Origin of the sequence: Brevibacillus soli (genome assembly GCF_044759095.2) — a bacterium.
Classification (GTDB): Bacteria; Bacillota; Bacilli; order Brevibacillales; family Brevibacillaceae; genus JBIYSM02.
Window position 1 is genome coordinate 1 of the sequence record NZ_JBIYSM020000043.1, and the last position, 20,190, is coordinate 20,190.

General features: G+C 53.9%; 22 protein-coding genes. 20 read left to right on the forward strand and 2 right to left on the reverse strand.

Going from position 1 to position 20,190, the window contains the following annotated elements:
* Positions 1–75 precede the first annotated feature (75 nt).
* Positions 76–1,206 carry a sensor histidine kinase gene (locus ACE99V_RS16385; protein WP_400492301.1) on the reverse strand — a complete coding sequence of 377 codons (1,131 nt, stop codon included), beginning with the start codon at positions 1,204–1,206 and terminating at the stop codon, positions 76–78.
* Between the two features lie 205 nt (positions 1,207–1,411).
* Between ACE99V_RS16385 and ACE99V_RS16390 the strand changes: the two genes are divergently transcribed.
* The 13 genes from ACE99V_RS16390 to ytfJ all read left to right on the forward strand — a co-directional run bounded on the left by ACE99V_RS16390 (position 1,412) and on the right by ytfJ (position 10,639).
* Positions 1,412–2,071, forward strand: a complete 660-nt coding sequence (locus tag ACE99V_RS16390; protein ID WP_400492302.1) for a TerC family protein — start codon at positions 1,412–1,414, stop codon at positions 2,069–2,071.
* A 91-nt stretch (positions 2,072–2,162) separates the two neighbouring features.
* Positions 2,163–2,753: a YkoP family protein gene (locus ACE99V_RS16395; RefSeq protein ID WP_400492303.1), complete on the forward strand. Its 591-nt coding sequence runs from the start codon at positions 2,163–2,165 to the stop codon at positions 2,751–2,753.
* A complete protein-coding gene (locus ACE99V_RS16400; protein ID WP_400492304.1) occupies positions 2,750–3,877 on the forward strand; it encodes an MGDG synthase family glycosyltransferase in 1,128 nt (375 codons plus the stop codon). The genes ACE99V_RS16395 and ACE99V_RS16400 overlap by 4 nt, the downstream gene beginning before the upstream one ends.
* Before the next feature lie 90 nt (positions 3,878–3,967).
* Positions 3,968–4,171 (forward strand): alpha/beta-type small acid-soluble spore protein, encoded by a 204-nt coding sequence (locus ACE99V_RS16405; protein WP_400492305.1) that lies wholly within the window; start codon positions 3,968–3,970, stop codon positions 4,169–4,171.
* A gap of 445 nt (positions 4,172–4,616) precedes the next feature.
* Complete coding sequence (locus tag ACE99V_RS16410; RefSeq protein WP_400492306.1) at positions 4,617–4,823, forward strand: DUF1657 domain-containing protein; 207 nt, start codon at positions 4,617–4,619, stop codon at positions 4,821–4,823.
* A gap of 67 nt (positions 4,824–4,890) precedes the next feature.
* Positions 4,891–5,751 (forward strand): DUF421 domain-containing protein, encoded by an 861-nt coding sequence (locus ACE99V_RS16415; RefSeq protein ID WP_400492307.1) that lies wholly within the window; start codon positions 4,891–4,893, stop codon positions 5,749–5,751.
* Positions 5,752–5,769: 18 nt separating this feature from the next.
* Entirely contained in the window at positions 5,770–6,243 is a 474-nt protein-coding gene (gene spoVAC / locus ACE99V_RS16420) for a stage V sporulation protein AC (RefSeq protein ID WP_400492308.1), read from the forward strand.
* Between the two features lie 6 nt (positions 6,244–6,249).
* Complete coding sequence (gene spoVAD / locus ACE99V_RS16425) at positions 6,250–7,272, forward strand: stage V sporulation protein AD (protein WP_400492310.1); 1,023 nt, start codon at positions 6,250–6,252, stop codon at positions 7,270–7,272.
* Positions 7,269–7,619, forward strand: a complete 351-nt coding sequence (spoVAE, locus tag ACE99V_RS16430; RefSeq protein WP_400492311.1) for a stage V sporulation protein AE — start codon at positions 7,269–7,271, stop codon at positions 7,617–7,619. Before spoVAD ends, spoVAE begins: the two co-directional genes overlap by 4 nt.
* 138 nt (positions 7,620–7,757) lie before the next feature.
* The gene (gene sleB / locus ACE99V_RS16435) at positions 7,758–8,351 is read left to right on the forward strand and encodes a spore cortex-lytic enzyme (protein WP_400492343.1); all 594 of its coding nucleotides are present in this window, start codon (positions 7,758–7,760) and stop codon (positions 8,349–8,351) included.
* A 137-nt stretch (positions 8,352–8,488) separates the two neighbouring features.
* The gene (locus ACE99V_RS16440; protein WP_420998577.1) at positions 8,489–9,469 is read left to right on the forward strand and encodes an S-layer homology domain-containing protein; all 981 of its coding nucleotides are present in this window, start codon (positions 8,489–8,491) and stop codon (positions 9,467–9,469) included.
* Between the two features lie 67 nt (positions 9,470–9,536).
* The gene (locus ACE99V_RS16445) at positions 9,537–10,205 is read left to right on the forward strand and encodes a DUF2953 domain-containing protein (RefSeq protein ID WP_400492313.1); all 669 of its coding nucleotides are present in this window, start codon (positions 9,537–9,539) and stop codon (positions 10,203–10,205) included.
* Positions 10,178–10,639, forward strand: a complete 462-nt coding sequence (ytfJ, locus tag ACE99V_RS16450) for a GerW family sporulation protein (RefSeq protein WP_400492314.1) — start codon at positions 10,178–10,180, stop codon at positions 10,637–10,639. Before ACE99V_RS16445 ends, ytfJ begins: the two co-directional genes overlap by 28 nt.
* 59 nt (positions 10,640–10,698) lie before the next feature.
* Here ytfJ and ACE99V_RS16455 read toward each other — a convergent pair whose 3' ends face one another.
* Entirely contained in the window at positions 10,699–14,148 is a 3,450-nt protein-coding gene (locus ACE99V_RS16455; protein WP_400492315.1) for a pyruvate carboxylase, read from the reverse strand.
* A 144-nt stretch (positions 14,149–14,292) separates the two neighbouring features.
* On the opposite strand from ACE99V_RS16455, the gene ACE99V_RS16460 reads away from it, so the two are divergent.
* The 7 genes from ACE99V_RS16460 (at position 14,293) to ACE99V_RS16490 (ending at position 20,138) form a co-directional block, all read left to right on the forward strand.
* Complete coding sequence (locus ACE99V_RS16460; RefSeq protein ID WP_400492316.1) at positions 14,293–14,718, forward strand: gamma-glutamylcyclotransferase family protein; 426 nt, start codon at positions 14,293–14,295, stop codon at positions 14,716–14,718.
* A 63-nt stretch (positions 14,719–14,781) separates the two neighbouring features.
* Positions 14,782–15,315: a hypothetical protein gene (locus ACE99V_RS16465; protein ID WP_400492317.1), complete on the forward strand. Its 534-nt coding sequence runs from the start codon at positions 14,782–14,784 to the stop codon at positions 15,313–15,315.
* 88 nt (positions 15,316–15,403) lie between these two features.
* Complete coding sequence (tpx, locus tag ACE99V_RS16470) at positions 15,404–15,925, forward strand: thiol peroxidase (protein WP_400492318.1); 522 nt, start codon at positions 15,404–15,406, stop codon at positions 15,923–15,925.
* 295 nt (positions 15,926–16,220) lie between these two features.
* On the forward strand, positions 16,221–17,117 hold the full coding sequence (locus ACE99V_RS16475) for an RluA family pseudouridine synthase (protein ID WP_400492319.1): 897 nt from the start codon (positions 16,221–16,223) through the stop codon (positions 17,115–17,117).
* A gap of 268 nt (positions 17,118–17,385) precedes the next feature.
* Positions 17,386–18,312 carry a fumarylacetoacetate hydrolase family protein gene (locus tag ACE99V_RS16480; RefSeq protein WP_400492320.1) on the forward strand — a complete coding sequence of 309 codons (927 nt, stop codon included), beginning with the start codon at positions 17,386–17,388 and terminating at the stop codon, positions 18,310–18,312.
* A 28-nt stretch (positions 18,313–18,340) separates the two neighbouring features.
* A complete protein-coding gene (locus tag ACE99V_RS16485) occupies positions 18,341–19,507 on the forward strand; it encodes a homogentisate 1,2-dioxygenase (RefSeq protein ID WP_400492321.1) in 1,167 nt (388 codons plus the stop codon).
* A 16-nt stretch (positions 19,508–19,523) separates the two neighbouring features.
* Positions 19,524–20,138 (forward strand): flavin reductase family protein, encoded by a 615-nt coding sequence (locus ACE99V_RS16490; protein ID WP_400492322.1) that lies wholly within the window; start codon positions 19,524–19,526, stop codon positions 20,136–20,138.
* The last annotated feature ends 52 nt before the right edge of the window (positions 20,139–20,190 follow it).

Here is a 20,190-nt window from a genome sequence, read left to right on the forward strand (position 1 = left end):
TTCCGGAACGCATAAAAAGTTTCCTCTAACGAAGAACCAGCTTCTTCGAGAGGGCTTCAATCGAAGCTTTTTTTATCATTCGTGTGGCAGCGAAACGATAAATCGGGTGGACTCCTCAGTTGATTCGCAGCGAATGGTCCCATTGTGTTTTTCAATGATGTTTTTGCATATGGAAAGTCCGATGCCGGTGCCGTTTTGCTTCGTGGTGAAGAAAGGCTGGAACAAATTCTCCACAATATCCGGCGGGATCATATCGCCGTTGTTTTCTACAATCAAGTGAAGATGATGATGATCGCAGAACGCTTCGATGCGAATGTGCTTTTCGGCCCGAGATTGAACAGCGTCAATGGCATTGGTCAACAAATTGACCAGCACCTGCTTTAATCCTTCCTCATAACAGTTCAAGGTACATGGGTTTACGCGCTTTTCAAAACGGATGTTTTCCCCGACAAACCGCGGTGTGATCAACAGTTCGACATCGTTGAGCACTTGTTCGATTTGAACGGTTTTGAAAATCTCATCCAGGATCGGCTTTTTTGAAAAGCTTAAAAAGCCAGTAATTTGACGATGGAGATTTTCAAACTCGTGCATTACTACCTGAATGTAGGATTGCAGCTTGTCTTGTCCCTTGGTTGATTCGGAGATCAGCTTCAGGAAGCCTTCGATGGCGCACAGGGGATTTCGGAGCTCGTGAGCCATATTGGCGGCAATTTTGCCAAGCATGGTCAGCTTGTCGTTGTGCAGGAAGGAGATGGTTTCTTCTTTTTGGACCAATTCCTTGTTGATCATCTGCTCAAAATGGTATACCGCCCAAAAGACGCTTTCGTCCATGGCTTTCCCCAACTGGGATTCAAGGAATAACATATCTTCTGCCGCTATGGACCATTCCTGCAATTCCGGTCGAACGACTCGCCAAAATACGTTTCGGTACAGTTGATAGGTGCGCAAAATTGCAGAGAAGGGATATTCCTGCGAACGCAGCCACTCCCCCATATCCAAAGACCAAGCCTGCATGTCTTGATCCACGTTTTCGATCAAATAACGGGCCAAAAGCATGGTTCGCTTTTCGGCAAAGTCGCGCGGAATCGCCAACGGCATGTCCATGTGTTGAACGATTTCCTGCAACCATAAGGTCGTTATGGTAGGAGTTAATGTAAGAATTTTTTGTGAAACAAGATGAAGGTCAAGTGATACTGTTTCCACCATTCTATATCCACCCCATCTTTAATCGTACGGAAGCTTGCCAGCAAAAACAAGGTAAGAATCTCCTATCTTCATTATAAAATGTTTTTTTTTGGTAATTGCAAAAAGCAGGTGGGGCACATTGGTCCTGTTAGTCCATCCGCGGAATCATGAGAACAACAACACCCGCATAGAGTTAAACAGAAGGGGACAATGCTGGGAGGCGGCAATGGACGAGCAATTTTGGCTGGGATTTGTACAGATTATGCTGATTGATCTGGTGCTGAGCAGTGATAACGCCGTCGTGATCGGAATGGCGTGCCGGGGGTTGCCGCCGAGAGCGCAGCGTCGTGCGGTCTTGTACGGAACCATTGGAGCCATCGTTCTTCGGGTTACTTTGACAGGCATGACGACGTGGATGCTGGATATCCCGCTGATGAAAGCGATCGGTGGGGGACTTCTATTATGGATCGCGTTTAAACTGATGGCTGCCGGGGAAGAAGAGACGGCAGACGTGGCATATAGCCGCAATGTGACGCAAGCGGTGAAAACGATTATTCTGGCAGATTTTATCATGAGTTTGGACAATGTGCTGGCAGTCGGAGGAGCAGCGCATGGAGACTTGATGCTGATCCTCCTTGGTCTCGGTTTCAGCATTCCCTTGCTGATGTGGGGCAGTGCGTGGCTGGCAAGGCTCATGAATCGTTTTCCTGCGCTCGTTTCCGTCGGTTCCGGTGTGCTTGCCTATACGGCGGCCGATATGTGTCTGGAAGACCCGTACGTCTGGAAGGTCGTCAATCCCATCCTGTTCAATCACGGCTGGCTGCCTGGACTTGTCGCTGTGACGGTAATGGTGTTGGGACAAACCCGATACAAACGTATGCAATGATTTGCTGCCGGAATTTTCTTTCCTGTAGCTTTTTCTTTTTTCTTGGAAATACTAACTGCAAAGAGCTATGTAAGAAAGGATCCGATTGCAGATGAACACAGGCATCTTGAGACTATGGGGAGCCTGGGACACGATCTATCAGCGGTGTACAAGGCTTCGCTACATCGAGAAAGGAAATAACATTTTTCGCATCGTTCTTCTGCGCTATCGCGGTGAACCCCTCGTCACTGCCGACAATCGAATCATACAAACGGGTGATCTGATCCTAAAACTGCATATTCACAATTACTACTTCGCCACACTCTGTCAAGGAGTCACAGACGATCTGCGCGTCGTACTTCTGCTGCGGCGGCACATTCTTAAATCGCTACCCCAGCTGGCCGCTTATCTTTCCACCATGGAGGAAGTGGATCAGATCAAGGGAATCGTCGGGACAACCATGCTTCACAAGGGTGTGGAGCCGCTCGGCTTTTCCATTTCAGACGTTCCGATGAGCTGGTTTTTTCATTACAAGCGTTGGTATCTGCGTCTGATGGTTCGCCTGATTCATCCGGAGGGAAAGGATCGCGTTCAGCGATGGGATCAGATAATGCCGCTAAAGCGGGTATATATGTCCAAGGAAGAGTTATTCCGCCGATATCTGTCCAACGAGCTCGAACCGGCTGGTGGCACTGATTCATGAGCAAACGAATCCTGATTGTTACGGAAGAATGGGCGGGAAGCGGCCATCGCATGGCAGCTGTTGCCTTGCGGGAAGCGGTGGAAACACGCTCGGCAGATTCCGTCGTGCGGATTGTTGGCGGACTGGAACAGACGAGTCCGTCGCTGCGGGAGCTGTCCCGCCTTTTCTATTTGAACAGCCTTCACTACTGTCCTGGGCTTTGGCAGCGGGTTTACGACCGGGAGCGGCTGTTTGGCGACATGTTGAAAAAACCGTTGGGCAAGTGGTTGTCCAGACGTTTGATTGAGAGGGTACTGGAAAAGGATGAGCCCGACGTCGTCGTGGCGACGCACGCCTACTGTCTATCCGCTTTGGCAGAGGCGAAACGCTTGGTGCGCAAACCATTTCGCCTCGTCAGTATTCCCACTGACTACTATGTCAATCGGTTCTGGATTCATCCTCAGATTGACGGCTATGTTGTCGCTCATGAACGGGTGGCAGAACAGCTTGAGCAGCAGCACAGTGTCCAGCGGGGGAAAGTCGCCGTCTTTGGAATCCCTGTGCGCCGGACATTTGACGAGGCGGTCCGTACGAACAAGGAAGAGTGGAAGCGGCGATTGGGGCTGCGGCCTGAGCTGTTTACCGTCCTGCTGTGCGGAGGAGAAGGAGGCTACGGGCGAATGGATTGGGTGCTGCAGTCTTTGATGGCTGCAGCGGATCCGCTTCAGATCGTGGTAATAACCGGGCGGAATCAACAGTTGAAAGCACAGCTTGACACAATGTCATCGTGCAGTATCCACCGCCACCATATTCTCGTCAAGGGCTATGAATCTGCCATGTGGGAATGGATCGGCGCTGCGGACGCCTACGTGACGAAACCTGGCGGAATCAGCTGTGCAGAGGCACTGGCGATGAAAACACCGCTGATTCTCTATCAGCCGCTGCCAGGACAGGAGCACTGGAATACGAGGTTTCTTAAGGATCATCAGGTAGCAACATTGGCGAACGACCCGCAAGAGATTACGGAAATCGTGCGAGAGTGGAAGAAGCGGAGTTCGACGTGGCGGGAGATCATCTCCCGCATGGAAGAGGTGAGACGTCCGGACTCTGCAGAGCGGGCGGCCGAATACCTCTTGCAGCTATAAATTGGCAGCCATGATCAGCCGGTTATCCATGAATGAACACACTCTTCTTGACACATAGTAAACTTACAAACAACGAGGAGGTGAAACACAATGGCTGCATACAACCGATCTAGCAACAATCTGCTGGTTCCTCAGGCGAATCAGGCTCTCGACCAACTGAAGTACGAGATTGCTGCTGAATTTGGAGTGCAATTGGGACCAGACACCACTTCTCGTCAAAACGGTTCTGTTGGAGGAGAGATCACCAAACGCCTGGTGAGCTTCGCCGAACAACAACTGGCTGGTCGTGCGTAATTCTCGTACCAAAACCTATACGTGAATGTGGAAAGGGTCCCGGTCGGGACCCTTTCCGGCTGGAGATCATGTCCTGCATGATGGATTACATAAAAAAATCGAACAACCAAAGGATCATCCCAAGGAATAGCAGCTCCAAACAGAAACGTCTTCCACAACGGTCTTTTCTTTCGTTGTTCACGTTCTGTTTGATTACGGCCTGGCTGCTGCTTTTTCTTCATGAATAGTGGGATCTGGGAAGCGGCAATGGCGACTATGCCTGAAAAGATCCAAAATCGCATTGTTTTCCTTGCTTCGTTACTCCCCATGTGCTTCACCTCCTAACCGTTTACAGTATGCCCACAACCGCTAAAAAACGCAGAAGCACTGGACACGGCATCATTTTGTTACGGGTATAAAATGTTGCAGATTGCTGATTCTATAGCTGTCAGGAGGTGAGTGAAAAATGACCGTAGCATCCGACGTAAAGAAAACGCTGGCCAGTTTGAAGGGAGCACAGGCAAACCTGGAAACCTTTGCGCTCAGCACCCAGAACAAGCAGGCCAAGCAGGTGTACACACAAGCTGCCCAACAAACCCAAGCGATCGTGAATAATCTGGAACAGCGCGTGACCGAACTGGAAAACGAAGAGCCTCAATACAAAGGGTTTTAAGGATGTAACCACATTGGGAGGGAGTACTCTCTCCCCCTTCTTTGGAAGGGGCAAAGGAGGTTGAAGCATGCCGGACTGGCTCAATATTGCTCTGCGTTCGCTGGGCGCTCTCGTCTATCTGTTCTTCCTGACGAAACTGATTGGAAAACGGCAAATTCGCCAGCTTACATACATCGAATATATCGTCGGCATTTCCATTGGCTCCATCGCCGCGTTCATGGCTACGGAGGCGGATGGGCCGGTCTACCACAGCCTTATTGCGCTTTCGATTTTTGCCTTGTTTCCCGTGCTGATGGAGTGGCTGTCTCTAAAAAGCAAGGTCATTCGTGATTTTGTTGAGGGAAAGGCGACCATCCTCATCAAAGATGGCAAAATCCTTGAAGACAACCTGAAACAAGAGCGGCTGTCGGCAGAAGACTTGATGGAGCACCTGCGCATAAAAAATGCCTTTAAGGTTGCCGATGTGGAATTCGCTTTGATGGAACCCAGCGGGGAAATAAGCGTCCTGCTTAAGGCAGAGAACCAGCCAGTCACGCCGAAGCACCTCGGACTTCCCGTATCACCGGCGGAAGAGCCGCAAACGGTGATCATCGATGGAAACATCATGGATGAATCGCTGGCTAATCTGGGGTTAAACCGGAACTGGATGCGGGCCGAACTGGAGAAGGCCGGAGTAGCGTTGGAAAATGTCTTTCTCGGTCAGGTGGACAAGGGTGGTCAGCTCTACCTTGACCTGTATGACGACAAGATACAGGTGGCACAGCCACAGGAATTTCCACTCACCTACGCGACCTTGAAAAAATGTCAGGCCGACCTGGAGCTGTTTGCGCTTTCGACAAAGAGCAAACGAATGAAGGAGACGTATCAGGCCGATTCTGAGAAACTGAAGCGCGTTATGGAGCAAGTTGCCCCGCTATTGACGCGTTAGATAGGAGGTTGGAACGACTTGGCGGACCAACAGAAGAAAAAGCTTACCCTCGTGCAGCAGGAATACCAGCAGTTGGCGAAGCGCCACGAGCCGCCCCGTCCCCTTTTGCGCAATTTCTCGCGCGCTTTTTTGGTAGGCGGATTTATTTGTGTCATTGGACAGGCTTTGATGGAACTTTTTATCCGTGTGTTTGATTTTACGGAAAAGACGGCCGGAAATCCCACGGTAGCCGTACTGATCTTTTGTTCGGTAATTCTGACCAGCTTGGGCGTGTACGACCGGATTGCGCAATGGGCAGGAGCGGGAACGGCCGTTCCTGTAACAGGCTTTGCCAACTCGATTGCATCGGCGGCGCTTGAGCACCGCAGTGAGGGATTTGTGCTGGGCGTGGGCGGCAACATGTTTAAACTGGCGGGCTCCGTGATCGTGTTTGGGGTCGTGTCGGCGTTTGTCATCGGGTTGATCAAAACGCTGATCAAGATGGGAGGATAGATTCCAATGCGCCAAGGTCACCAGACGTGGGTGTTTCCGAGTAAACCTGTCATTGTCGCTTCCGCTGCAATCGGGGGACCGTTTGAAGCGAAAGGACCGCTGGCGGAGGACTTTGATATCCTGCACGGCGACTTGATGCTGGGGCAGGACAGCTGGGAAAAGGCGGAAAAAGTGCTGCTGGAAGAGGCGTGCGACAAGGCTGTGGCCAAGGCAGGATTGCAGAAGGAAGACATACATTTCCTGCTCGCCGGCGACTTGATGAACCAGATTATTTCCGCCAGTTTTTCTGCCCGCACGCTGGCCATTCCTTTTCTGGGGGTATTTGGCGCATGTTCGACGGCGATGGAGAGCCTGGCTCTGGGCTCGCTGATCGTCGACAGCCAATCTGCTGACTACGTCGTGGCGGCTACCTGCAGCCACAACGCATCGGCGGAAAAGCAGTACCGGTATCCCACCGAATACGGTTCCCAAAAACCACCGACCGCTCAATGGACAGTGACGGGTGCGGGGGCTGCTGTTGTGGGCAGCAAAGGGTCCGGTCTGCGTGTGACGGCGGCGACCATCGGCAGGATCGTGGACATGGGTTTGTCAGATCCCTTTAACATGGGAGCGGCGATGGCTCCAGCCGCCCTTTCCACGATAGAATCGCATTTTCGCGATATGCAGCTGCCGCACAATCACTATGATCTCGTGGTGACTGGCGACCTCGGCCGCGTCGGACACTCCATCCTGTGCGAACTGCTCCCCAAGCACAACGTCTTTGTTCCACTCGAGCGCTATTTGGACTGCGGGATGCTGATCTACGGCGACAACCCGGATGTCTGGTCGGGCGGAAGCGGTTGCGGGTGCGTGGCCACTGTGGCGTACGGACATCTGCTCCGCAGAATGAGAGAGGGCGAGTGGAAGCGCATACTCATCATCGCCACTGGCGCGCTGCTGTCACCCATCTCCTATCAACAGGGAGAAAGCATCCCGTGCATTGCTCACGCCGTCGCGATCGAAGCGGAGCAAGGAGGGATGGGCGCATGATTTTTTTCTGGGCATTTCTCGTTGGCGGCACCATCTGTTTAATCGGTCAATTTTTGATGGATGTGGTAAAGCTAACACCCGCCCATACGATGTCGGCGCTCGTTGTCTCTGGCGCAATCCTTGACGGAGTCGGCCTCTACGACCCGTTGATCGAGTTTGCCGGTGCAGGGGCAACCGTTCCCATCACCAGTTTTGGCAACGCACTGGTTCACGGGGCAATGGCGGAGGCTGAACAGCACGGATTGGTGGGAATCGTGACCGGCATCTTTGAGGTGACGAGCGCCGGGGTATCTGCGGCTATCGTATTCGGCTTTCTGGCTTCACTGGTATTTCGTCCAAAAGGTTGAAAGCGCTGCATGTTTTACCATCGATGCCAGAATCCTTGGGTTGAACCTCCTGACATGCTCTTATAGAATGTTGGGCAGGGAGGGGATAACATGAAGCTGAAACGCTGGAGTACATTGATACTCACCGTCCTGACCGTGATGCTCCTCCTGCCCGACAAAACGTTTGCGGCTCCTGTTCTGAAGATGGGGAGCGCCAACGGCGATGTATGGGACTTGCAATATCGTCTACAGGTTCTTGGTTATTATCAGGATAAACTGGACGGCAAATTCGGTACAAACACCTACCGTGCCGTCAAGCGATTTCAGAGACAATACGGGGTTGCTCCCGACGGGGTAGCCGGTCCCCGCACATGGAAACAATTGAAACGATTTTCCGTCTCTCGGCACGAGATGGATATGCTCGCGAAACTGGTTTATTCAGAAGCAAGAGGCGAACCTTATGTCGGGCAGGTGGCGGTTGCAGCGGTCGTGATGAATCGCCTGCAGTCAAATCAATTCCCGAAAACGGTGAAGGATATTATTTTTGAACCCTATGCGTTTACCGCCATCCAGGATGGACAGTTTTGGTTGAGACCAAACCGAACCGCGTATCGGGCTGCATGGGAAGCCGTGCGCGGCTGGGATCCGTCCTATGGAGCGCTGTATTACTTCAACCCGGATACAGCCACATCCCGTTGGATTTGGTCCAGACCGCAGATCACCAAGATTGGCCGTCATATTTTTGCGAAATAGGATTCATGCAGGATCCATGAGGTGCCCCTCCGTCGTCGGAGGGGCTTTTCCTGTTATCTGGAAAAAATTGCGGATTGTTTTCAGAATGGTATTCGATACAATAGACGAGAGATTTTTAACCAGAAAACAGGAGGTTGATGATGGGGAAGAAGCTGATTCTGGCCGCACTGGCTGCTTTGTTCTTCTTGAACGCGCCGGCTGCTGAGGCGGAGGCAAACGTATCTGCCACGACCACACCGTTTGTTGACGTAACAGGACACTGGGCTGAAAAACAAATTACCGAACTCTACATAAGCGGAGTCATTCAGGCACCGGAAGACGGCAGATTCCGCCCATACGACATGATTACGCGCGGAGAGCTGATCACCCTGTTTTTACGGGCAAAAGGGATTAACCCGCACCCTGGGAACAGCTCGCCGTTTGCCGATGTTCCCTCCGACAGCTGGTTGTCGCCATACGCCGAAACGGCATACCGCCTGGGTATCATTCATGGGCAGAAAATCAAAGGAAAGCTGTACATGAACCCGTCGGAACAGGTTGAACGGGAGGAACTCGTCTCCATGCTGCTGAGGGCAAAAGGGGAGAGCGGCCGGGTAAACCAATTGCGATGGTCCACCACGATTACATCGCTGCATCAATATCCTGACGGCGGCAGTGTGGAGGAAGTCTTTCAGCGCCCGTTTGTGTACGGCCTGCAAAAGGGATTTGTGAGTCCGTACCCGGATGGATCGCTGCAGCCTCGAAAGGCAATGACACGTGCGGAAGCAGCCGTTTACGCCAGACTGCATCTGCTGGCGGATCAGACTGGCAAGCCGACACTCCCCGGCATTGACACGCTCTACCGGAAAATGCTGTCGGTGCAAACAACTGCCTACAGCTACCCGACAGACGAGATCAAATCGTTCCTGGAGTTCCCTCTTCGAAAGGGCGTGGTCGCGGTCGATCCCCAAGTCATTCCACTGGGTACCCATCTCTACATTGAAGGTTACGGGTATGCGGTGGCAGCGGATATTGGCGGCGCAGTGAAACAGAAACATGTTGATGTATTTTTGCCTTCCCTTCAAGCCGCCTATGCTTACGGAAGACAAAAGGACACCAAGGTGTACATTTTGGATTAAACTTTATATGCTGGAACATACTCCCCGTACTTTCTACTCATACTAGAGTGGAAAGGCGGGGATCTTTTTGCTTGGCTGGATACTTGTTGGCTTGGTTGCGATATTTTTACTCCTTCTTTACATAACACCGGTGCGAATCTCTATTTATTACGGGCGCATCGGGGATCATGACCACCTGGTGGTGGAAGTGTCGGCATGGTTTCGCCTTATACGCTGGAAACGCGAACTGCCGGTCTTAAGGCTGGGGATATCTCGTGCAGGACCTGAATTGGAGGCAAAAGTGGAGAATGGAAGCAAGCCATCAAAGACAAAGGAGTCCATTCACGATATCACCGGCAGACAGGTAAAGAAGTTGACAGCGAGCTATCAGGATCTGTTGGAGCGCGTAACGGATCTGGAGCCGATTTTGCGGCAAATGATGAAGCACATTCGCTGCACCCGGTTCGAGTGGCACACCAGCCTGGGGCTGGGGGAGGCAGCGGCTACGGGGACGCTTACCGGCATTGCCTACGGTATCAAAAGCGTGATCATCGCCGCATTTTCCCATTTCCTCAGTCTTCGTGCCGTGCCCGCAATCAGCGTTCAGCCTGATTGGAACAACCTGCTGGTACGGACCCGGCTGCGGTGCATACTTCATTTTCGGCTTGGACACGCTATGATAGCAGGGGTACGTATCCTATTCAGACTGAGGAAAGGGCGTGAGCAAAAATGGCAGACCACCCCATCCAGGGCTTAATGAAAACCACCATGGAAAACTTGAAGCAAATGATTGATGTAAATACAATTATCGGCGAACCTGTCGAGACTCCGGACGGCAGTGTTATCCTGCCGATCTCCAAGGTGGGATTCGGCTTCGCTGCCGGGGGCAGCGAGTTCGAATATGAACGGGACCATACCGCAACCATCAGCCATCCTTTCGGCGGAGGCAGCGGCGGAGGCGTATCCATTACGCCGGTCGCTTTTCTGGTAGTGGGCAAGCAAGGCATTCGCTCCATCCCGCTGGAAAATACGACACACCTGTACGATCGAATTCTGGACAGCGTGCCGCAATTCGTCGACAAGATCCAGGGGATGTTCAAGAAGAATGAAGCACCTCCGACCACCACGAACACGACGATCGTCGCCAAAGTAGATGAGGATGACCTTGAGGAGCTAATCGAACGAGGCTAAGCGAAAACAGGTATGCCGGTTGAACCGGCATACCTGTGTGTTTTACGGGGCCCCAGCCTTTACTCCATCTCGATCAACAGGTCCCCTGTTTCGATGCTGTCGCCCGCTTTTACATAAACGGCCTTTATCTTCCCGTCCATCGGGGCTTGAATCGTGGTCTCCATCTTCATGGCCTCGCTGACGAGAAGATGTTCGCCTTTGCGTACCTTGTCGCCCGCTGTGATCAATACCTTCAACACTTTGCCAGGCATGGATGCCCCGAGGTGGGCCGGGTTGTGCAGGTCGGCCTTGGCCCGGCTCTTCTCCGTAACCTCTGCAGAATGGTCGCGGATGGAGATCTCCCGCGGCTGTCCGTTCAATTCGAAATAGATGATGCGATGGCCGTCCGGATGCAGCTCGCCAACCGCCACCAGCTTCAGGATCAGCGTTTTCCCACGCTCGATGCTGACTGCCGTCTCTTCGCCGGGCCGCAAACCGTAGAAGAAGGTGGAGGTATCGAGGACGGAGACGTCACCATATTCTTTCAGGCTCTGGTCAAACTGCAGGAATACCTGCGGGTACATGATATAGGAGAGGACTTCCAGTTCGTTTGGCTCCCGTCCGATTTTGCTAGCCAGTTCCGCTGCCACTTTGTTGAAATCGACCGGAGCCAGGAGTTCGCCGGGACGTGCCGTGAAAGCGTCGCGGCCTTTTAACACCAGCGCTTGCAGTTCCTTTGGAAAACCGCCTGGCGGCTGGCCCAGATAACCCTGGAAGAATTGAATCACGGAATCAGGGAAGTCAATCCGCTGCCCTTTTTCCCAAATGTTCTCTTCGGTCAGGTTGTTTTGAAGCATGAACAGGGCCATGTCGCCCACTACCTTGGAAGATGGGGTTACCTTGACGATGTCTCCAAACATGCGGTTTACGGTCGCGTACATCTGCTTGACTTCTTCCCATCGCCCTTCCAATCCTACCGCTTTGGCCTGCTGCTCCAGATTGGAATACTGTCCGCCCGGCATCTCGTGGATGTACACTTCCGTGTTGCTTGCTTTCATCCCGCTCTCAAAGCCCTGGTAAAGCGGACGGATGTCTTCCCAGTAGTCAGAGAGCTTGTTGAAATCCGCCAGGGAAAGCTCCGTATCCCGCTCCGTATGCTGCAGGGTGGCGATCAGCCCGTTCAAACTGGGTTGGGATGTCAAGCCGGAAAGCGAGCTCACGCAGGCATCGACGATATCCACGCCGGCTTCGATTGCTTTTAGCAGCATCGCCCCTGCATTTCCGGAGGTGTCGTGCGTGTGCAGGTGAATCGGGATCCCGATTTCCTGTTTCAATGCGCGGACCAGCTCGTAGGCAGCGTAGGGCTTTAACAGGCCGGCCATGTCCTTGATGGCCAGGATATGGGCGCCTGCCTTCTCCAGTTCCTTGGCCAGATCGACGTAGTATTGGAGAGTGTACTTGGTTCGCGTCGGGTCGAGGATGTCACCCGTATAGCAGATGGCGGCCTCGGCTACCTTGCCCGATTTTCGCACGGCGTCAATCGCTGTCTGCATGCCGGGAAGCCAGTTCAGGCTGTCAAAGATGCGGAAGACGTCAATGCCGTTTTCCGCCGATGCTTTGACAAACGCCTCGATCACGTTGTCCGGGTAGTTGGTGTAACCGACGGCGTTGGCGCCGCGCAAAAGCATCTGAAACAGAACGTTCGGGATACGCTGACGCAAAATCTGCAGGCGTTCCCACGGTGATTCGCGCAAGAAGCGCATGGATGTATCAAAGGTGGCGCCGCCCCACATCTCCAACGAAAACAGGTTGGCTCCCAGTTTGCCTGTCGCCTCTGCGATGGCTGCCATGTCGTAGGTGCGCACCCGGGTGGCGAACAGCGACTGGTGGGCGTCGCGGAAGGTAGTGTCGGTCACCAGCACCCGCTTTTGGGATTGAATCCAGCGAACAAGACCGTCTGCTCCTTCCCGTTCGAGAATCTGCTTCGTTCCGTCCGGATAGGGCTGGGAATACGACGTCCTCGGTATCCGCGGGGTGTCGAAATGCGGCTTTTTCACCTGCTTGGGCAGGCCGGGATAGCCGTTGACGATCGTGTTGCCGATGTAGGACAACAGCTTGGTCCCACGGTCCTGCCGCCCGGGGAAGACAAACAGCTCCGGCTTGGTGTCGATAAAAGACGTGTCGTAGCGGCCGCTGAGAAAGTCCTTGTGGGTGACGACGTTTTCCAAAAACGGGAGGTTGGTCTTCACCCCGCGAATTCGGAACTCCCGCAGCGTGCGCAGCATTTTTCGCGCTGCCTGATCAAAGGTGGGGGCGTAGGTGGAGATTTTCACCAGCAGGGAGTCGTAAAAAGGAGTGATGATGGCACCGGGATAGCCGTTGCCGCCGTCAAGCCTTACGCCGAAGCCTCCCCCCGAACGCCATGCCAGCAAGCGGCCCGCGTCTGGCACGAATTTGTTTTCCGGGTCTTCCGTCGTGACGCGGCACTGAATGGCAAAGCCGGTCATGTTTACGGCAGCCTGAGAGGATATGCCGATTTCCGGATCACTGAGGGCATGCCCCTCGGCAATGCGGATTTGCGTTTGGACGATGTCAATGCCGGTAATCAACTCGGTAATGGTATGTTCTACCTGGATGCGTGGATTTACCTCAATGAAGTAGAACTGACCGTCCGGGCTGAGCAAAAATTCCACCGTTCCGGCGTTGGTGTAGCCCGCTCCGCGCATCAGCTTGAGTGCGGCCTGGCAGATTTGCTCGCGCAGGTCGTCATTCAGCGCCAGACTGGGGGCGACCTCCACCACTTTTTGATGGCGGCGTTGGATGGAGCAATCCCGCTCGAACAGGTGGACGATGTTGCCGTGCTCGTCTCCAATGATCTGCACTTCAATATGTTTGGGGTTCTCCAGATAGCGCTCCAGATACACCTTCGCATTGCCAAACGCCGATTTGGCCTCGGAGCGGGCGCGGTCCAGCGCTTCCTGCAGTTCGTCCTGGCTGCGAACGATCCGCATGCCCCGACCGCCGCCGCCGGAGACGCCTTTGATGATTATCGGATACCCGTGTTCCTTGGCGAACATCAGGGCTTCCTGCAGGCTTTCGATTGGTTCGGGCGTTCCCGGAATGACGGGGATCTTTGATTGGATCGCCAGTTTGCGCGCCTCCACCTTGTCGCCAAATTTGTCAATCAGCTCTGCCGACGGGCCGATAAACGTGATGCCAACCTCTTCGCAGCGGCGGGCAAACTCGGCATTTTCTGCCAAAAAGCCGTAGCCGGGGTGAATGGCGTCTACATCATTGCGCTTGGCAATCTCAATGATGGAGTCGATGTCCAGATACGCTTCGATCGGTCCCTTCCCGGCGCCGACCAGGTAGGATTCGTCCGCTTTGAAACGGTGCAGGGAAACGTTGTCCTGCTCAGAGTAAATGGCAATCGTGCGAATGCCCAGCTCTGTTGCTGCGCGGAAAATGCGGATGGCGATTTCACCGCGGTTGGCTACCAGCAGCCGGTTGATTTTTTTTCTTTTTCCCATGGTTCTCCCCCTTGTCATCTTCCCCTATTCAGACGGAAAATTATATATAGTTTAAATATACAAAAAGTTAGATACAGAAAACATCCTTTTTTGCGGGAAAATTACCTAAATGAAATCGGAAAACTCGGATAGGAGTGAATGACCATGAACAAGAGAATGCCCGTATTTGTATACGGGTCGTTACGGGCGGGCTTTGAGAACCACAGACTGTATGTGCAGCCATATCCCCATCACGTGCAGAAAGCTGCGGTAAGGGGGAGGTTGTATCATCTTCCCAGCGGCTACCCGGGACTTTTGCTGGAGGACGAGGGCTGGGTATCAGGAGAACTGATTTTCTTTGCAGACGGAGTGTATGCGGAGGTCATGTCACGATTGGACAAGCTGGAAACCTTTTACGGCCCGGGAGATCCGCGCAATGAATACGAGCGCGTCATCGTGGAAGCCACTTTGACGGAAACGAGCGAGTCGATCCGGGCGTACGCCTATCTGTACGTGGATGAAGCTTATGCGAAACGGAAAGGAATCTGCGTGCCGGACGGGGACTGGCGGGAGTTTATCAGAACCCGCTGAGGGCTGAATACGTCTTCCTTCTTTTGACCAAAATGGAAAGGAAAAAAGAAGGAGGGAATCCACATGGAGCTGTTGCATGCGTGTCCGGCGGACGTCTGGCGGCTGCTCATTCCGTCCACGCATTGGATGTTTCCGTCTGACGTGCCGGAAGACGAGCTGATCTTTCACTATCGCGACCACATTTATTTTATCAGCGACGACGGATCCGTACTGGCCATGACCAAGCCCGCCTGCTTTCACACGCTGGATCTTGGCACAGTTCTGGAGATGCTGGCTACGTCGGACGATACCATCGACTTTGACGACAACGGAGAATTCGACTACGGCTTCGTGTTGAAGCAAATGGGCTACGTCATACCGATCAGGCGGGAGCGGGAAAAGGCCACCTACCGGATCGAAATTGTCAACACCGTTGCACCGCAGGCAAAGATCACTCGATACGAGCTGAAAAAAGTGGGCTTTACCTTTGCTCTCTACCATGCCCTGATGCGCTGCCACGAGTTGAACAGACGCAGCAACTGGGAGTATGAGCATGAAGTGAAGCAAATCACCAAAGTGGAGAAAACCATCACGAGTCACGCCCAATACAAAACGTAATTTTAACAGTTGTCATAGTGAAAATAGAGAAAAAATAAGGTATCATGAGAAAGGTACATACTTTCTTGATAGGTGGGGAGGAAATCATATGACGAATGTAGTAGAACGCCAAGGTGCATTTACCTTTAAAGGGGGTCCGGTCACCCTGCTCGGACCGGAAATCAAAGCAGGTGACAAAGCACCGGACTTTACAGTGCTTGCCAACAACCTGACTCCGGTGACTCTCAGCGATTCCAAGGGAACGGTTCGCATCATCTCCGTGGTACCGTCCCTCGACACAGGCGTGTGCGACGCGCAAACCCGCCGTTTCAACGAAGAAGCGGCGAAGCTGGACGGCGTAACCATTCTGACCGTCTCTGTCGATTTGCCGTTCGCCCAAGCCCGTTGGTGCGGTGCTGCCGGCATTGACAAGGTGCAAACCGTTTCCGACTATCGCGATCTTTCCTTCGGCACCGCTTACGGTGTCGCCATCAAGGAATGGCGTTTGCTTAGCCGCGCCGTGTTCGTTGTCGATTCCAACGACACTGTCGTGTACGCCGAGTACGTGCCTGCCGCTGGTGAGCATCCGAACTATGAAGCTGCGATCGAAGCGGCAAAAGCTGCGAAGTAAGTGGCACATTCCAAAAACTCTTCGTCCGGGTGACGAAGAGTTTTTTTGCATTTTTTCCCGCTCCTGTATAAAATGAGCCCGTTCCCGTTCAGACTGATACCATGCCACAATTTGGAAGGGAAGTGTCTCTATGTTTCCGCAAATGCAAGAAGAGTTTGAATGCTGTTGGGGAGCGCTTTACGAAATAACCGAGCTGCTGAGTGAACAAAGGGAAAGAACCGCAAGCTGAGCGGGCGTTAGTTCAATCGTTTTTATGGTATACTGGCGGCAGGACAAACAGAAGGTGAGAGTACAGATGCTGGAAGAACTGCTGCAGTTTACGGCAACGGAACAGGAGGCGGGTCAGACCATTCGGGATGTGCTGCAAAAGCATTACGGGGTCTCCCGCCGTCTGTTGGTCCGGGCCAAGTACCAAGGAAACATTACGCGAAACGGCGTGCCCGTCTACGTGACAGAGCGACTTCAACCGGGAGATCGGGTGACCATAGCGGTGCCGGCAGATGAAGGGGAGACGGTTCAACCCGAGCCAATGCCGCTCGCCATTCGCTTTGAGGACGAGGACATTCTGGTAGTGGCGAAACCGGCGGGTCTGGTTGTGCATCCGACGGGGAACCACGTGAGCGGCACATTGGCCAATGGTGTCGTCGCCTACTGGCAGGTCAAGGGGGAAGCGCGGAAATTTCGCCCTGTCAACCGGCTGGACAAGGACACATCCGGTCTTTTGATCGTAGCCAAAAACCAATGGGCGCACGAGCAGTTTTCCCGGATGCAAAAGGAGCGGACCCTGCTGCGCACCTACCAGGCGATCGTGCATGGACGGGTCGGACCGGACGAGGGAGTAGTGGATGCGCCCATCGGGTTGAGGAACGATTCCATCATCACCCGCGAGGTGCGGCCCGACGGACAATCGGCCGTCACTCGGTTTCGCGTACTGGCGCGCCATCAAGAGACCAGCTGGTTGGAGCTGAGGCTGGAAACGGGTCGAACTCACCAAATCCGGGTTCACATGAGCCACCTCGGGCATCCGTTGCTCGGCGACGACATGTACGGGGGGCGGCGGGACTATATCGGCAGGCAGGCGTTGCACGCTGTTAAGCTCTCCTTTTTACACCCGCGTGACAAACGTCAGATGGAACTGAACGAACCCTTGCCGGAGGACATGCAGGAAGTAGTAGCCCGATTTTTCTCATGATGAACCATTCTGCATATTCCTGCTGGAAAGTTGAAAGCGTTTCCGTTATGATGGAGATAAGGAATCAAACAACACAGGCAAAGGTTGCTGGTTGTCTATGGGGGAAGACCCAAAAGGTCTTTTTCACACGTAATAGACATGGCCCAGCTTACGCCTTAGTCACCATTCGAGATGCTCGGCAAAAGACTTGACGATTTTGCCTGGTTTCGAATTGACTATGCGTGAGGTGGGCCTTTGTATTTTGTCCAGGAAAGGGAGTGATTCTGACGTGAGACTGGTATCGTATCAAATCGGAGCGCAAGCCGGGTGGCGAACCGGTTTGTTGACAGCGGACGGAGTCGTGGACGTCTCCGCAGCGCTTTCCGGCGCCCCCGAATCCCTGCTGGGGCTCCTGGAAGCGTGGGACGTCTGGCGACACCGACTGGCTGAGTTGGCGGAACATCCCCGCGGTTCTGAAATCCTTTCCGTCGATTCCGTAAGACTGGGGTCGCCATTGCCAACTCCCCGCAGCTTCCGCGATTTCTACGCGTTTGAAGCGCATGTCAAGACAGCCCGGGCGCGTCGCGGACTGGAGATGGTGCCGGAGTGGTATCAGTTCCCGGTTTTCTACTTTTCCAACCACGCTGCTTTTGTCGGGCCGGATGCGCCGGTCAAAAGACCGAAAGCAACGCAATCGCTGGACTACGAGTTGGAGATCGCCTGCGTGATCGGGAAAGGCGGCAGAGACATTTCCGTGGAGCAGGCGGACGAACACATCGCCGGCTATTGCGTGCTGAATGACTGGAGCGCGCGCGACCTGCAGCGTGAAGAAGTAAAGGTGGGACTGGGACCGGCGAAAGGCAAGGACTTCGCCACGTCCATGGGCCCGTGGCTGGTTACCCCGGATGAGCTGGATGACGTTCGCATTCGGGGGGAAAAAGGGGATCGATACGATCTGGCGATGGTGGCAAGGGTAAACGGAGCCGAGTATTCCCGCGGCAACTTCCGCGACATCCACTACACGTTTGCCGAGATGATCGCCCGCGCTTCCGCGGACTGCCCGCTGTATCCCGGCGACGTCATCGGTTCAGGTACAGTGGGAACGGGCTGCATCCTGGAACTGGGCACAGAGCGTTTTTCCTGGCTTCAGCCGGGGGACACGGTGGAGCTGGAAGTAGAGCGGCTGGGCGTGCTGAAAAATGTCATAATCGATTGATTTTTCCAAATAAAGGGGGAGCGTTTGAATGCCTTTTTACCATCGCATGGGAGAGATTCCGAAAAAGCGGCACATCACATTTTACAAGCCGAACGGCGAGCTGTACTGCGAACAGCTGATGGGCACCAAAGGATTCTCCGGAATTCAGTCCATCTTATATCATCACAATCCGCCTACGCAGGTGAGAGAGACGCGAAAGCTGGCTGACCTAAAACCGGAATACGTGGAACAGGCAGACTTGAAACACCAGCATTTCCTGACGTTTAATCTGCCCCCGGGCGGCGATCCGATCTCCGGCCGCACGTACCTTCTGGGAAACAGCGACGTGGTGATGGGCGTCTGCGTGCCGACAGAACCCATGGACTACTTCTACCGCAACGCAGACGGGGATGAGCTCCTGTTCGTACACCAGGGGGAGGGCGAGCTGCAAACGATTTACGGCACCATCAGCTACAAACAGGGGGACTACCTGGTCGTCCCGATCGGCACCACCTACCGAATTGTTCCGTCAGGCGGACCATCACGTTTCCTCGTCATCGAGTCGCAAAACGAAATCGTCCCGCCAAAGCGTTACCGCAACGAGCATGGACAGCTGCTGGAGCACTCCCCGTTCTGCGAGCGGGACATCCGCGTGCCGGAGCGGCTGGACACCCATGTGGAAAGCGGCCGCTTCGAGGTGCGGGTCAAGCGGCAGCACGCGCTGTACAGCTACATCTTCGACTTCCATCCGTTCGACGTGGTGGGCTGGGACGGCTATCTTTACCCCTACGCGCTGAGCATTCACGACTTTGAACCGATTACCGGCCGCATTCACCAACCACCCCCGGTGCATCAGACATTTGCCGGACAAAACTTCGTCGTCTGCTCGTTTGTGCCGCGTCTGTACGATTATCACCCACAGGCAATTCCGGCGCCGTATTTCCACAGCAACGTGGAAAGCGATGAAGTTCTCTACTATGTGGACGGCAACTTCATGAGCCGCAAAGGCGTGTACGAAGGCTCCATCACCTTGCACCCGATGGGGATTCCGCACGGTCCGCATCCAGGCAAAATCGAGGCGAGCATCGGCAAAAAAGATACCCGGGAACTGGCCGTCATGCTGGACACCTTCAAGCCGCTGTACGTGACGCGTGAGGCGCTTGGCGTCGAGGACCGCAACTACATGTCCAGCTGGCTACAGTCCGCGGAGCAATAAAGAAAGGGGCTTCCTGATGGAAATAAGCGTTAGCAACCTGGTGCGACAGGAAAAATACAAGCTGCTGATCGGCAGTGTCGTTCCACGGCCGATCGCCTGGATTACCTCACTAAGCTCCAACGGGGTGGTCAATGCAGCGCCGTTCAGCTATTTTAACGTCGCCTGCATCGATCCGATGATGATTTCCGTGGCGGTCGCCCGCAGACCCGGCGGCGTGATGAAGGACACCGCTCGGAACATTCGGGAGACCGGAGAATTTGTCATTAACATGGTGGATGTACACAATGTGGATGCGGTCAATCAGACATCAGCCGATTATCCGGGTGACGTTAGTGAGGCGGAGGAGCTGGGGCTGACCCAGCTGCCTTCCGCAGCCGTAAAAGTGCCGCGGCTGGGTGAATCGCGTATTCACTTCGAGTGCCGTCTGCACCAAATCGTCACGCTGGGCGAACCAATTGCGTCCGATCTGATCATCGGGGAAGTGGTGCACGTTCACGTAGATGACGAGCTGTACGTTGACGGCAAGATTGACATTGAAAAGCTGAAACCGGTCAGCAGGCTTGCAGGTCTCACCTACGCGACCATCGGCGAGTGGTTTGATCGGCCTCGACCCACCTATGAACCCAAATAAAGAGAAAAAGGACCGTCTTTGTGAAGAGACGGTCTTTTATCTTCCCGTTGAT

What these genes read in the sequence shown, in the direction of transcription:
- ACE99V_RS16385 (WP_400492301.1), bottom strand. Translation starts at nt 1,206, where the DNA reads ATGGTGGAAACAGTATCACTTGACCTTCATCTTGTTTCACAAAAAATT.
- ACE99V_RS16390 (WP_400492302.1), top strand. Translation starts at nt 1,412, where the DNA reads ATGGACGAGCAATTTTGGCTGGGATTTGTACAGATTATGCTGATTGAT.
- ACE99V_RS16395 (WP_400492303.1), top strand. Translation starts at nt 2,163, where the DNA reads ATGAACACAGGCATCTTGAGACTATGGGGAGCCTGGGACACGATCTAT.
- ACE99V_RS16400 (WP_400492304.1), top strand. Translation starts at nt 2,750, where the DNA reads ATGAGCAAACGAATCCTGATTGTTACGGAAGAATGGGCGGGAAGCGGC.
- ACE99V_RS16405 (WP_400492305.1), top strand. Translation starts at nt 3,968, where the DNA reads ATGGCTGCATACAACCGATCTAGCAACAATCTGCTGGTTCCTCAGGCG.
- ACE99V_RS16410 (WP_400492306.1), top strand. Translation starts at nt 4,617, where the DNA reads ATGACCGTAGCATCCGACGTAAAGAAAACGCTGGCCAGTTTGAAGGGA.
- ACE99V_RS16415 (WP_400492307.1), top strand. Translation starts at nt 4,891, where the DNA reads ATGCCGGACTGGCTCAATATTGCTCTGCGTTCGCTGGGCGCTCTCGTC.
- spoVAD (WP_400492310.1), top strand. Translation starts at nt 6,250, where the DNA reads ATGCGCCAAGGTCACCAGACGTGGGTGTTTCCGAGTAAACCTGTCATT.
- spoVAE (WP_400492311.1), top strand. Translation starts at nt 7,269, where the DNA reads ATGATTTTTTTCTGGGCATTTCTCGTTGGCGGCACCATCTGTTTAATC.
- sleB (WP_400492343.1), top strand. Translation starts at nt 7,758, where the DNA reads ATGCTCCTCCTGCCCGACAAAACGTTTGCGGCTCCTGTTCTGAAGATG.
- ACE99V_RS16440 (WP_420998577.1), top strand. Translation starts at nt 8,489, where the DNA reads ATGATGGGGAAGAAGCTGATTCTGGCCGCACTGGCTGCTTTGTTCTTC.
- ytfJ (WP_400492314.1), top strand. Translation starts at nt 10,178, where the DNA reads ATGGCAGACCACCCCATCCAGGGCTTAATGAAAACCACCATGGAAAAC.
- ACE99V_RS16455 (WP_400492315.1), bottom strand. Translation starts at nt 14,148, where the DNA reads ATGGGAAAAAGAAAAAAAATCAACCGGCTGCTGGTAGCCAACCGCGGT.
- ACE99V_RS16460 (WP_400492316.1), top strand. Translation starts at nt 14,293, where the DNA reads ATGAACAAGAGAATGCCCGTATTTGTATACGGGTCGTTACGGGCGGGC.
- ACE99V_RS16465 (WP_400492317.1), top strand. Translation starts at nt 14,782, where the DNA reads ATGGAGCTGTTGCATGCGTGTCCGGCGGACGTCTGGCGGCTGCTCATT.
- tpx (WP_400492318.1), top strand. Translation starts at nt 15,404, where the DNA reads ATGACGAATGTAGTAGAACGCCAAGGTGCATTTACCTTTAAAGGGGGT.
- ACE99V_RS16475 (WP_400492319.1), top strand. Translation starts at nt 16,221, where the DNA reads ATGCTGGAAGAACTGCTGCAGTTTACGGCAACGGAACAGGAGGCGGGT.
- ACE99V_RS16485 (WP_400492321.1), top strand. Translation starts at nt 18,341, where the DNA reads ATGCCTTTTTACCATCGCATGGGAGAGATTCCGAAAAAGCGGCACATC.
- ACE99V_RS16490 (WP_400492322.1), top strand. Translation starts at nt 19,524, where the DNA reads ATGGAAATAAGCGTTAGCAACCTGGTGCGACAGGAAAAATACAAGCTG.